This window comes from Bradyrhizobium sp. 2TAF36, from assembly GCF_052114925.1.
Lineage (GTDB): Bacteria > Pseudomonadota > Alphaproteobacteria > Rhizobiales > Xanthobacteraceae > Bradyrhizobium > Bradyrhizobium barranii.
The window spans coordinates 63,471-75,865 of sequence record NZ_JBFRFR010000015.1 but is presented as its reverse complement, the minus strand read 5'-3'; the positions used below and the strand labels follow the sequence as shown (position 1 = coordinate 75,865).

At 61.6% G+C, this 12,395-nt stretch carries 13 protein-coding genes; 6 read left to right on the top strand and 7 right to left on the bottom strand.

Features of this window, described 5'->3' with window-relative positions; translation table 11 throughout:
• The first annotated feature begins 160 nt into the window (after positions 1-160).
• Positions 161-790, top strand: coding sequence for a ParB-like protein (locus AB4Z51_RS11170; RefSeq protein WP_063983964.1), 630 nt, complete (start codon positions 161-163; stop codon positions 788-790).
• Positions 791-805: 15 nt separating this feature from the next.
• Here AB4Z51_RS11170 and AB4Z51_RS11165 read toward each other — a convergent pair whose 3' ends face one another.
• Entirely contained in the window at positions 806-961 is a 156-nt protein-coding gene (locus AB4Z51_RS11165; RefSeq protein WP_166352319.1) for a hypothetical protein, read from the bottom strand.
• 276 nt (positions 962-1,237) lie between these two features.
• On the opposite strand from AB4Z51_RS11165, the gene AB4Z51_RS11160 reads away from it, so the two are divergent.
• Positions 1,238-1,381 carry a hypothetical protein gene (locus AB4Z51_RS11160; protein WP_441268345.1) on the top strand — a complete coding sequence of 48 codons (144 nt, stop codon included), beginning with the start codon at positions 1,238-1,240 and terminating at the stop codon, positions 1,379-1,381.
• Between the two features lie 43 nt (positions 1,382-1,424).
• Here the strand turns inward: AB4Z51_RS11160 and AB4Z51_RS11155 are convergent, their stop codons facing one another.
• Positions 1,425-1,622: a hypothetical protein gene (locus AB4Z51_RS11155; RefSeq protein WP_441497411.1), complete on the bottom strand. Its 198-nt coding sequence runs from the start codon at positions 1,620-1,622 to the stop codon at positions 1,425-1,427.
• Between the two features lie 162 nt (positions 1,623-1,784).
• On the opposite strand from AB4Z51_RS11155, the gene AB4Z51_RS11150 reads away from it, so the two are divergent.
• Positions 1,785-2,516, top strand: coding sequence for a Crp/Fnr family transcriptional regulator (locus AB4Z51_RS11150; protein WP_441497410.1), 732 nt, complete (start codon positions 1,785-1,787; stop codon positions 2,514-2,516).
• Between the two features lie 139 nt (positions 2,517-2,655).
• Positions 2,656-2,823 (top strand): hypothetical protein, encoded by a 168-nt coding sequence (locus AB4Z51_RS11145; RefSeq protein ID WP_441497409.1) that lies wholly within the window; start codon positions 2,656-2,658, stop codon positions 2,821-2,823.
• 32 nt (positions 2,824-2,855) lie between these two features.
• Here the strand turns inward: AB4Z51_RS11145 and AB4Z51_RS11140 are convergent, their stop codons facing one another.
• From AB4Z51_RS11140 to AB4Z51_RS11120, 5 genes are all read right to left on the bottom strand, one after another.
• A complete protein-coding gene (locus AB4Z51_RS11140; protein WP_441497408.1) occupies positions 2,856-3,353 on the bottom strand; it encodes an MgtC/SapB family protein in 498 nt (165 codons plus the stop codon).
• Positions 3,350-3,931 (bottom strand): peroxidase-related enzyme, encoded by a 582-nt coding sequence (locus AB4Z51_RS11135; RefSeq protein WP_441268342.1) that lies wholly within the window; start codon positions 3,929-3,931, stop codon positions 3,350-3,352. Before AB4Z51_RS11135 ends, AB4Z51_RS11140 begins: the two co-directional genes overlap by 4 nt.
• Before the next feature lie 114 nt (positions 3,932-4,045).
• Entirely contained in the window at positions 4,046-5,818 is a 1,773-nt protein-coding gene (locus tag AB4Z51_RS11130) for a di-heme-cytochrome C peroxidase (protein ID WP_441497407.1), read from the bottom strand.
• Positions 5,819-6,093: 275 nt separating this feature from the next.
• A complete protein-coding gene (locus AB4Z51_RS11125; RefSeq protein ID WP_441497406.1) occupies positions 6,094-8,988 on the bottom strand; it encodes an ATP-binding protein in 2,895 nt (964 codons plus the stop codon).
• A gap of 249 nt (positions 8,989-9,237) precedes the next feature.
• Positions 9,238-10,827 (bottom strand): ATP-binding protein, encoded by a 1,590-nt coding sequence (locus AB4Z51_RS11120; protein WP_224580704.1) that lies wholly within the window; start codon positions 10,825-10,827, stop codon positions 9,238-9,240.
• Here AB4Z51_RS11120 and AB4Z51_RS11115 point away from each other — a divergent pair.
• Both AB4Z51_RS11115 and AB4Z51_RS11110 read left to right on the top strand, forming a co-directional pair.
• The gene (locus tag AB4Z51_RS11115) at positions 10,826-11,044 is read left to right on the top strand and encodes a hypothetical protein (RefSeq protein ID WP_231144588.1); all 219 of its coding nucleotides are present in this window, start codon (positions 10,826-10,828) and stop codon (positions 11,042-11,044) included. The genes AB4Z51_RS11120 and AB4Z51_RS11115 overlap by 2 nt on opposite strands.
• A gap of 368 nt (positions 11,045-11,412) precedes the next feature.
• On the top strand, positions 11,413-12,381 hold the full coding sequence (locus AB4Z51_RS11110) for a catechol 2,3-dioxygenase (protein ID WP_038955078.1): 969 nt from the start codon (positions 11,413-11,415) through the stop codon (positions 12,379-12,381).
• Positions 12,382-12,395 lie beyond the last annotated feature (14 nt).

Sequence of the window (12,395 nt, the reverse complement as noted above, 5' to 3'; positions counted from 1 at the left end):
GTGGCGTCGCAGCAACGACACCGAAGCACGCACCGTCGGCTCTCGTGAACATCTGCTTGTGATATCCGCGGCCGGATYGAACGCATTTTGCCGCCGCGGGGCCCATGGCATAATCAAGGGAACCGGACCACCGGTTGCAACCATGTGAGGGGCCTTCATCATGACCACCACCAACGCACGCGAACCGAGAGTGCATCCGGTGCCGATCCTGTCGCTCCGGCCGACGCAGATGACGGTCGGCATGCGCGAGGTCAAGGAGAAGCGCAAGCGCTGGCGCGAGCACGGCAAGAAGAAGCAGGCCGACCTGCTCGGCAATCACATGATCCCCGTCGTCTACGGACCGGACCAGCGCTACTACGTGATCGACCATCATCATCTCGGCCGCGCATTGCACGACGAGGGCGTCAAGGAAGTGCTGGTGACCGTGGTCGGCGACCTCAGAATGGTCGAGCGCGAAGCTTTCTGGGGCGTGATGGACAACAAGCGCTGGGTCTACCCCTACGATTCCAAGGGCGAGCGGCGGCCGTTCCGCGATCTGCCGAAATCGGTCGTCGATCTCAAGGACGATCCGTTCCGGAGCCTTGCCGGCGAGCTCCGCCGCATGGGCGGCTTCGCCAAGGATACCACGCCGTTCTCGGAATTCCTGTGGGCCGACTTTCTGCGCCGGAAACTGACGCGCAAGGCGGTCGATGCCAATTTCGACAAGGCGCTCGAGAAGGCCCTGTCCGCGGCCAAGAGCAAGGACGCTATCTATCTGCCCGGCTGGTGCGGGCCGGCGGATGACGACTAGGCGCAACCGCTCGCATCAGTCGCGCTGAAAGATCTTGGCGCCGGGGTAGACGCGCCGGGCGTAGCTCACGACCAGCGCGCGGTCCTGGGTTGCCAGGAAGGGCGTTCGGATCTGGCACGAGCCGACGACGAGGTGCCACAGACCATTGAGCTTCCGGATAACGACGTTCATTTGAGCAATCCTCGATGACTCCGCGTTCCCGCGAATACTGCTTATCGCGGCAGTCTTGCGATTCATGATCGTGGTCGCTGGCGCGAAATTCCCGTTGCCGCTCGCGACCGTCGCAAGACAACGACGATGATTGTTAGTTGGTTACGGCGCGGCGGCCCGAGAAGCCGGATCTCATCACAGCCGCTTGAGCGAAGTCATTTTCCGCAGGGATGAAACCGTCCTGAAACAGAGCCACCCCATCTCTGTGGGGTAGTCGAGCTCACACAGGAGGCCAAAATGCGCCGTCTGGTTTTCGTAGTTGCCTTGCTCGCAGTCGCCACAGCAGGAATCTCGGCATCGTTTGCGGCAGTTCGCCACGCCAAGACGCTGACATTCTCCGAGCGCTTTGCTCCGGCGCTCGAGTTGATGGCGCAGCGCTAGCCACGTAGCGCCTCGCGGTCGCAGCTACGCAACGGTGGGACGATCACTTCTGGTGTTGCGAACCGGGTGAGGACAGAAGGCGTTCGATCTCGGCGGCTGCCTCGCCGTCGCGCGCCTTCTGCAACAGTGTGTGGCGTTCGGTGCCGGCTGGCAGCTTCTTGGCCGCGGCGCGGGCGTCCCGTGTGAACTTGCGCTCCTGGAGTGACAGGGCCGGTCGCGTGCGGTTGCGCTTCTTGGTCATGGCTGGACCTTTCCGGCGCGAAGCCAACCATGGGGAGGCACGTGGCGTCCTTAACTTTTGTTGGAACCGGGGGCGTGGATCGCGGGTTTTTTATTGCAGCGGCGCCTCTGCGCCAGGGATTGCAGTACAGGTCCCATCTCATACCAACCGGAGCTAGCTCGCGTGCCCAGCGATACGATCCGTGCTGCGCTTGTCAGGCGTTTGCGTACATCTTCCGGCATCTCGGACGACGACGTGAAGGAGATCGAGGCGCTCCCGATTGCGGTTCGTCAATATTCGGCGGAGGCGCCCGTGGTGCGCGACGGCGAGCGCGCAACCGATTGCTGCCTGATCGCAGATGGCTTCTGTGCACGTTCCAAGACGATAGCAAGCGGCAAGCGTCAGATCCTCTCTATCCACATCCCCGGCGAGATCCCCGACCTGATGAGCCTGTTTCTGCACGTGATGGATCACGACCTGTCGACGCTGACGCCGTGCACGCTCGGCTTCATCAGTCACGAAACGCTGCGAAAATTGCACCAGCGCAGTCCAAGCGTTGCCGAGATGTTTTGGCGAGACACGCTGATCGACGCCGCGATGTTTCGCGAATGGATCGTCAACGTCGGCCAGCGTCCCGCGCCCGCAAGGCTTGCCCATGTCATGATCGAGCTGCGCGAACGCCTCCGGGTCATCGGGCGTCTTGACGGCAACGGCTTCGAGATGCCGCTGACCCAGGAGCAGATCGGCGAAGCCCTGGGAATCACCGGGGTGCACGCCAACCGCGTGATCAAGCAGTTGCGGCAGGAGGGCATCGTCGAGCTGCACCGCGGCCGCGTCACGGTGCTGGACGAGCGGAAATTTCTGGACCTTGCGGATTTCGACGGCCGTTACCTGCATCAGTCGCCAACGCTTTGAGGCGCGCAGGCGACTTGACCTACCGCAAATTCGTATCGGTGCAGGGCGCTATGGTCCATCGGCATGATTGCCGAACCGGTGTTGCCTGAATGTCGAGGGCGCAGGTGGCTCCGAGTCATGCTGACCCGGAGGCATCACCGTGAGCGCAATCTTTCGCATTCTCTTCRTCGTTGCCGGTGCCATCACCGCGCTGTTCGTCGCGCGCGATGCCCTGAATTTCACGATCATCCAGACCTTCGTTGCCGTTCTGCTCGTCACCGCCATCGTCGGTGTCGGGAGCTTCTGGAGCCAGCGACGGAAAACGTGACGGATGTGAGAGCCGCGTGCTGGCGCAGCCGGCTAGGTCCGCGGCGGCGCGTCCGGAGACGTCTCCGCGGTGTGCGCATCCTCCTTGCCGCCGAGCACGCGGTGCAACCGTCGCTCGATGTGGCGGCCCACCGTCAGCAGCACGAAGGCGAGCGCCAGCGCGACGGCGACGATCTTCCACTGTCCGGCGCCGCAGACGATGCCGATGCAGGCCGCGAGAAAGGTACAGGCGGCGCTGGTCAGCTCGCGGACGCGAAATCCCATGCTTTGATGCACGATGACGCCGGCACCGAGAAAGCCGATGCCGGTGAGGATGCCCTGGATGACGCGGCTGGTGGCATCGGCGACCTTGGTTGGCTCGGCGAGCTGCAGGGCGAGCAGAACCACGGTCGCCGTGGAGAGCCCGACGATGCCGAGCGTCTTCAGCCCGATCGGCTTGCCGTGCAGGTCGCGGTCGAGGCCGATCGCGCCGGCGGCGACGGTCGCGGCACCGAGACGAGCAAGGATTTCGGGCCAGTCGAGCTCCGTCATTTTTTCGGCAAGCGCCCCATCAGGTAAAACTCCTCGTTCGGCCTCATGCCGGTGAAGTTTGCCAGCCGGTTGGACAGCGCGAAGAAGGCGGAGATCGCGGCAATGTCCCAGATGTCGTCGTCGCTGAAGCCGTGCGGTGCAAGCGCCGCGAAGTCCTCCTCGGAGACGCGCTGCGCCTCGGCCGAGACCTTCATCGCGAAATCGAGCATCGCCTTTTGCCGCGGCGTGATGTCGGCCTTGCGGTAGTTCACAGCGACCTGGTCGGCGATCAGCGGGTTCTTGGCGCGAATGCGCAGGATCGCGCCGTGCGCGATCACGCAATACTGGCACTGGTTGGCCGCCGAGGTCGCGACCACGATCATCTCGCGCTCGGCCTTGGTGAGGCCGCCGTCCTTCTCCATCAGCGCGTCGTGATAGGCGAAGAACGCGCGGAACTCTTCGGGCCGGTAGGCCAGCGTCAGGAACACGTTCGGCACGAAGCCGCTCTTCTCCTGCACGGCGAGCAGGCGCGTGCGGATGTCGTCGGGGAGCGTGTCGAGGGCGGGTGCGGGGAAGCGTTGTGAAGGAGGAGGGGACATGACGATGTTCCGGATGGGGCTCTCGGGGAAACGCGGAACATAGTCGATCGCAGTCCTTCGCGCAAAGCGCTTGCGCGGACTACATCCTGGCTAGTGCAGAGAGAGCCGAGGCTCTCAAAGGGTCTTCAAATATTCGAGGAGTGCCTTCTTTTCGTCGTCGCTCAAGCGCGTGCCATAGTCATGCCCGCATCGGCTGTTTCCTGAATTGAGGTCATTGCAATCGGTGACCGGACGATTTGGCCCCTCTTGTGTGACGTCAAGACCAACATTTTTGATGTCGTATCTCGCGCCAACTTTGAATTGTGACATACGCTTCGCAGGCGGTACGAGCAATTCCGCCAATGTCGGCACCGAGCCGTTGTGCAAGTAAGGCGCCGCGGCCCAAATTCCCTCCAGCACGCGAGCTTCATACTCGCCTCTGTTGAGGGTCCGCTCAAGAAGCGTCCCCGGTTCGATCGTCAGGCTTTCTGGCTGGCCCGGAGGTTGCGCGCTGCTGGGCGGCGCGATGGACGCCTTGACCGGAGCCGGTGACAGAGAGAGGGATGTGGAGGGCGCCTTTTGGGCGTTGGGAGGCAACAAGGAGCCAAAGCCGTCACCGGAGCCGACGTCGCTCCCCAAAAACAGCTTATTGTCGAGGATCGCTCCGGCGACTGCACTGAACATCATGTGGACGGCATAATCCTCCTCCTCGAGGTGCCTGGCGATCAACGGGATACCTGCTCCCTTCAGCGCGCCGGTCTTCACCCTCCAACCAAGCTCGTCGAATTGACGTGTGTCGGTGCCGACGTTCTGAACCGGCGTCACCCACGTCGTAACAAACAGGTCGCGCAGCGCACGGACTTCCTTCTTCTCGTGACACCCCTTGCTGCACTGCCTCTCGAAGATTTTTTGACCGTCTTTAGCCAGCTTCGAGTCGATAGGCCAATCTGATGGCCATTTTGGCGGGCCCATCTTCAGGAGCAATTCCTCAAGTCGTTTCAGTCCATCGAAGTTGATGGAGTTGGCATAGTTGAAGAACGGGCCGAACGAGCGCCTTGGTTCGAAGTTGCCGAATGCGAGAGCCTGTCCCGTGTTCCGGGCAAGTGCAAAAACGCGGTTTCCATTCAACACAAAACCGGCCCAGTCGGTCTGGTTCTGCATCGGTGAATTCCACAGGAAAGGATAGCGCACCGGAGCATCGCCAATCTTCATGTTCTCCGGGATCAAAAAATCGGGCGGCGGCCCAACGTCGGTGCCGGATATGCGGTTGAAGATGATCCCGATGGCGTCCAGCCGCCCAGGCCCCCAGCCAACTGGCGGCAATGTACCGGCCACGAATGCATGAACGCGCCGGTGCCATGCATCAACCCTCTGCCGTAGTGCGGCAACATCGGCAGCAGAAGGTGTCGCAGGTTGGGAGACGGCCGCAGCAAATGCAGCGAATGCCGCGTCGCTGGCGGTTACGTCTCCTACCGCCTTGTCCAGGTCGCTCAGGAACTCCTGGAAATCCATAAAGGCCGGACCGCCGTCGATGCGGTACGTCTTGCCCCCAACTTCAACCTGCCGCGTGTGACACGCGGAGCATGTTATCCCGACCATCTGGGACTCTGCGGGACCCGTGGTGTGGAGGCCGACGGGGAGGTTGGTATTATTGCCCGGATTTGGGAGAAAGCCGTATCGGGTCAGACCATCCGAGAGGAACGGTTGTCCGTCCTTCGCTTTCAATGCCCGTAACCAGGTGAGGTTGATTAAGCGGGAGCCTTGGTCGCGCGTGTAGTAGTCGGCCCTGTCTTCCGCTGTCCATTTCGGGCCTTGGTCGACATAAATGGGATCGCCGAGAGCGGTCTCAATTCCCGAACTTGCGGCGGCGACCAGCGCAAAGCCAATGAGGAAAGCGATACGACGCATCGCATGAGCCTCCGTGAACTACAATTGAACCACCCGTTTTCTCGAAATCAGAATTTGTGGAGATATGCGCAGCTCGGCGAGACGCAGCTCGCCCGGTAGCGACGAGAGCTGTCAGAAATAGCCGTCCGATGCTCGAGATTGTACTTCTTGGCAAAGTCCCGTCAAGGTCGTTGCTCCGGGTCGGAGCCCCGGATTGCATGCCGCGCCCGTTGAAGAGCGGCGAGCCCGCGACACGGGTTCCTGTGAACTGGTGTGTCTCGACACGAGCGGCCTTGCTAAACCGCGAGCCGGGATCCGTCCCAGGCAACAATGCCAAACTGATCGCAAATCGCGTGCATCTCGGCGAGATCCTCAACGACGCGGGCGGTGCCGGGCTTCGCCTCGGCGAGCAGTCGCGCCCTCAAGCCAAGACATTCGACAATCAGCCATGGATTCCTGATGGTCCTGGCGATGGAAAGAGCATCATCCAAGGCGCTCAGGCCACGTTCGGATTTCCCGTCCCGAACGAGAGCCTCAGCGTAACCCGCATAGAGAAGGCAGAGCTCGATCTGGCCTGTCCGCAGATGCGTGCCGCTCTCCATACAAGCGTCTATCAGGTCGACGGCCTGATGTGCCTGGCCTGTTCGTGCCAAAGCGGTCGCCATTGCTCCGGTCAGGTTGGCCTTGCTGGCATCGTAGCCGTTACGTTCGACGATCTCCCTTGCAATCGACAAGCATTCCACAGCCTGGTCATTTCGATGGAGCATGAGGAGATTTCGTCCCATCGTAATGCGGGCGAGCACTTGCCCATATGAATCCTGTTCACGAACTGCGATCTCCAATGCACGCAACGCGAATCCGAGCGCCTCCGCATATTGACCTGTTGCATTCATGAACCAGCTCCTGAATGCCAAAACCGTGCATTTTGGACCGGCCGGTGTCCCGAGACGGGCAGTCTCGAGTTCTCCTGTGAGCATTTCATTCAGTTCGTCCATCGCCGCAATCGCGCGATGGACGTGGCCCATGCTGTGCAACACATTTGCCATGATGGTCTGATTTGAAAATATGAGTGCGGTCGATTTCAGCGCTCGAGCCGTTCTCAGTCCCTCGCTCGTTATTTGCAGCCCTTCTTCATACCGGCCCTCAAACCAGTAGACCATCCCGAGTTGCGACTGGACGCTGCACACGTGAGCAATCCTGCCTTGGCGCCGCGCCAGCTCCAACGTTCGTGGCAAATGCATATTTACTTTTTTGAATTCGCCGAGTTGCAGCATCGAAGCGAAGCTCATTCGACCGAAGTCGACATATTTTTCTTCGGCGGCTTCCCCAAGACGCTCGATGAGCTTGAGCGCCCGGTCGTATATCAAACTGAGCGATGAGGCTGCGGCGTTCCGGCGCGCTTCGACGGCAGCGTCCCAGAGATAGCCAAGTGCAGCATCAGCATCTCCGGCTTCCTCTGCGTGAAAGGCCAACTGTTCGTAACGACCATCCAGATTCGGGTAACGCCGAATGATCGCCTGGACAGCGGCCTGGTGGATTTCCAGACGCCGGCCACGCGGTATCGTGTTTGCACAGGCCTCGGCGATGATCTGATGCCGGAAACGCACGGAGTTACCCGCAAGCGGATGGACAAAAGCAAATCGGGCAAGCTCGAACAACGCAGTCAGCAGCTCGCCTACGTCCACGCCGAGCACCGTCGTAGCCAATTGGATTTCTACCTCCTCTCCCAGCAGGCTGAGTGTCTGCACGAATGCCTTCAACTTCGGAGAAAGTCGTTGCAGCCGCGCATGAATCACGGACTCGACGCTCTGAGGTAGCGAATGTTCGCTCGTTGCGTTCGTCGCGTCCGCCGAACGCAAGAACTCTTCCAATACGAAGGGGACGCCGTCGGCGCGATCGAWGGCTCTCGCAAACACGGTCGGGGATCGAGTTTTCGGCCACAATTGGCGTCCCAAAGCCTCCATGCAGGCCCGCGACAGCGGTTGTAGATGAATGAGCGAGTCCGCAATCTCCATGGACTGGTCTGATGATTCCGGACGTCCGGTCAGCAATATGCAAAGCGGCTGTGGGGGACTTGCGCGCGCGAGCAATTTCAGGAAATGGCGGCTTTCCGGATCGATCCACTGGAGGTCTTCGATCAGCAAGAGAGTTGGTCGATCAAGCGCCAATGCGAGGAAGGCATTGACAAGTGCGCGTGCAATTTGCGTTTGCGTATTGTCGGTCAATCGTTGACGAGAGGACGCTTTTCCAGCGATGAATAGGGCTTCGAGCTTTCTGCGATCGCCTGCTTCGACGTGCAGTTCCGCGAGAGCCTCGCGAATATGGTCATCCGAAGGTGAGCTGTTTGCAGCGAGCATGTCGCCCACCAAGGTGCGGGCGGCGGCGAATGCGGTGGCACGTTTCTGTACGCCGCCATAAAAGACGCAGCATCTCACGTCGGATGTCAGCGCCTCGGTCATTACGGCTGTCGCAAGGCGGCTCTTACCGATACCTGGTTCGCCCAGCAGGGTGACGGAGCAGCTTTTGCCGCCCGGGCGCGGGAGGAGCTCCCGAAGCGCCGCAAGTTCGTCGACCCGATTCACGATCGGATTTTGATAGCGGCTGGCGATTTCGTTGTGATCGACATCGTCCGGCCGGGCATTCAGCGTGTAGGCCTCGATGACCCGATCGGCGATTCCCGAAGTCGTCTTGTGCGCCGTAAGGCCGAGTGGCGACCGGCACAGCTTTGCGGTTTCGGCGCTAACCCTGATCTCGCCTGCCGCTGCTTCCTGCTGCAGCTTGGCAGCAACGTGCACGGTCGCTCCGGCAACGTCGAAGCGGGCGATGGCATTTTTCCCGCCTATGCGTAAGCCGACCAGGCCGGAGTGAAGTCCGACGCGAAAATTGACCGGATCTCCCCTGGGGCCGGTCGACTGGCTATGGCTCTGAATATCCCAGGCTGCGATGCACGCACGATCCGCATGATCCTCATATGCGGTTGGCCAGCCGAATATGGCAATGCCACCGTCTCCCGCATAGTGGACAATCTGTCCCCCGAGACGCTCCACGGAGCTGCGGATGTGATCCAGCCACTGGTCCAAAAACGCTTGAGCTTCATCGGGGTCGCAAGCCGCGATGTGGCGAGTTGAACCCACCATGTCGACGGCGAGCACCGTTATGATGTTACGATCCGCAATATTGGCACCGCCCACGGACATCCTCGCGCCCCGCGTGCTCAAACCGGCTCCAAAAGGCAAGGGTAGCACGAAGGACAAGCCTTGGGCTATCCGCGAGACGCGGCCTTGAGCCGCGATATCCGGTGCATTCCCCGTCTTTCACGACTGTCCGTTGTTCGGGAAATTCCAGAGGCGATCGTGATTGAATCGAGGGGCCGCGGCGTACTGGATGCCCCGGTCAAGCCGAGGCATGACAGCGGAATTTGCCGAAGCGGTGTCCGTTCCTTACCGCAGGGGCTTCTTCAGCAGCGAGAAGCGATCCGGGTCCAGCCCCATCGAGGGCTGCAGCATCGGCGCTTCGGCGGTCGCGAGCGTCTTCGCGGGCGGCTGCGAAAACACCGGATCGTTCGGCACGTCGCGTTGCGAGGTGGCGCCGCGCCAGCGCTCGAGCACGGCGCCGACGAAATGCATGTCGTGACCGGAGGTGACCGACGGCACGCTTGAGATGGTGGCTTCGCCGCGCGGCAATTGGTGCGGCGGCACTTCCTTGAAGCGCAGGCGGGTCGGCAGCGCGACGCCTTCGCCGAACGCCAGGACTTCGCGGGTGCCGAGCGATGGCACGAAGGACAGCAGGTTCGCGGCCGCATCCGATACCGCGGCGCGCAGCAGCGCCTGGTCGCGCTCGTTGGCCAGACGCATCGTGAACAGCGTGTTGCACTGGGAGATGATGGTGGCGTCGAGCTCGGCTGGACGTTGGGTGATGAGGCCAAGATAGACGCCGTATTTGCGGCCTTCCTTGGCGATGCGCGACACCGCCTTGCGGGTCGGGCCGAAGCCGACATTGCGGTCGGCGGAGGCATATCGGTGCGCCTCTTCGCAGACGAACAGCATCGGCGACACGCCGTCGCTCCACAGGCCGAAGTCGAAGGCCATGCGGCACAGCACCGAGACGACGGAATCGATGACCTCGGCCGGGAAGCCGGCGAGCTGCATCACCGTCATCGGCTTGCCGTTGGCGGGCAGGCGGAACAGATGGCTGATCACCTCGGCCATGGTGTCGCCGCCGACATTGGCGTTGTCGAACATGAAGGCGTAGCGCGGGTCGTTGCGGACGGCCTCGATGCGCGAGATCAGCTTGTGATAGATGATGCGAGAGGAGCGGTTTTCCAGCTTGCCCATGCGCTCGTCGATCAGCGAGATCAGATCGACCAGGCGGTATGGCACCGGCGTGTCGACGGTGAAGCCGACCTGCTTGGGATCGATGCGCTTCAGGCCGAGCCGATCGGTGTTCTGATACTGGGTGTAGATGCCCTTGGCGATCGGGATCACCTCGGCGAGGACGTCAAGCTCCTCGGGCACGCCGGCGCGGCCGCCGAACAGCACGTCGACGATTTCCTCGAAGTTGAACAGCCAGAACGGCAGCTTCAGGTTTCGCGGGTTGAGCACCAGCGCGCGATCGCCGAAGCAGCGGCCATATTCGTTGTGCACGTCGAGCAGGAAGATGCGCAGGTTCGGGCGTGATTTCAGGATCTCGTTGAGCAGCAGCGACACGCCGGTGGATTTGCCGACGCCGGTCGATCCCAGCACCGCGAAATGCTTGGAGAGCATTTCCTCGACGTCGACATAGGCGACGACGGAGCGATCCTGCTGGAGGAAGCCGACATTGATCTGGTCCGATCCGGTCGGCGCGTAGATCGTGCGCAGCTCCTGGCTCGTGATCAGGTCGACGGAATCGCCGATGGTCGGATAGTTGGTGACGCCGCGCTGAAACTTGGCCTTGTCGGCGGCATTGTGGATTTCGCCGAGCAGGTCGACCGACGCGATGGCGATGTAGTCGGAGCTCGAGAGGTTCTCGCAGGACACCTCGGTGATCATGGCGACGATCACCGAGCTGGCGCAGCGGATGCTGACGAAACGGCCGACGGTGGCCCGAATTTCTGAGACCGGCATCTGGCTTGCCGCCAGCAGCCCGACCCGGGCGAGCGACCCGCGTACCGAAATCACGCGTCCAAAGGATGTCACGATGAATGAACCTGGCATGAGCAAGGGGTTTAACCCTGACTATGCGTGCCGCGGCTGGACAAACGGTTAAACGGCAGGCGCGGGGGCTTTGTTAAATCTGCGACAATTCGGTTGAGAGATTTGCTCCTAATGCATACTTGCGGGCGGAATCGGTAGGGGAATGCCGCTTTTCTAGGCCGATAGGCCCGACAGCGCTTAAGGAAGATTTTACCATTCGGCCAGTCGGTCCGCCGTTCGGGGATGGAGGTCATCCCGGCTGGCGCGTCATTCGATCCGGGCGGCGATGTTTTGATTTGTTGACGGGACCTAATCATTTGTACATTAGTACAAATGAACCCGCGGCCTGGATGCCGCCCCCGGACACTTGAGCGCGTTTGCAGCCTTGCGTCCGATTGCGCGATCCGGTCCGGCGGATCGCAGCCACGCCCGGAGGAAAGCATGCAGCCCGAACCGATCCTCGATCTTGCTCATCTCGGCCACATGGAACTGCTGACGCCGAAGCCTGACGAGAGCCTGAAATTCTTCGTTGACGTCATGGGCATGACGGTGAGCGGGCAGAAGGGCGAGTCGGTCTACCTGCGCGGCTGGGACGATTATGAGCGCTATTCGCTCAAGCTGACGGCGTCGAAGACGTCGGGCATGGAGCATATGGCGCTGCGCGCGCGCAGCCAGCAGGCGCTGGAGCGCCGCGTCGCCGCGCTCAAAGGCTCCGGCTTCGACATCGGCTGGATCGACGGCGACATGGGGCAGGGGCCGACCTTCCGCTGCCGCGATCCTGATGGCCATATCGTCGAGCTCTATTACGAGACCGAATGGTACCAGGCGCCGCCGGAGCTTAGACCTGCGCTGAAGAACCAGGCGCAACGCTTTCCCGCGCGCGGCGTCAACGTCCGCCGTCTCGATCACCTCAACTGCCTCGCCGTGGACATCAAGGCCAACCGCGAGTTCTTCGAAAACTATCTCGGCTGCCGCCTCACCGAGCAGATCGTGCTCAACGACGGGCGGGAAGCGGCGATGTGGCTGACGATGTCGAACAAGAGCTACGACTTCGCCTATTCGCTCGATCATTCCGGCACGCCCGGCCGCTTTCACCATGTCACCTACGCGCTCGACAGCCGCGAGGAGATTTTGCGCGCCGCCGATATCTTCCTGGAGAACGGCGTGCACATCGAGACCGGCCCGCATAAGCACGCGATCCAGCAGACCTTCTTCCTCTATGTCTACGAGCCCGGCGGCAACCGCGTCGAAGTCGCCAACGCCGGCGCGCGCCTCATCCTCGCCCCCGACTGGAAGCCGATCGTGTGGACCGAGGAAGAGCGCAAGAAGGGGCAGGCGTGGGGATTGAAGACGATCGAGTCGTTCCACACCCACGGCACGCCGCCGGTGGAGGCGAAGAAGCACGGCTAGAGCATGACCCGGAC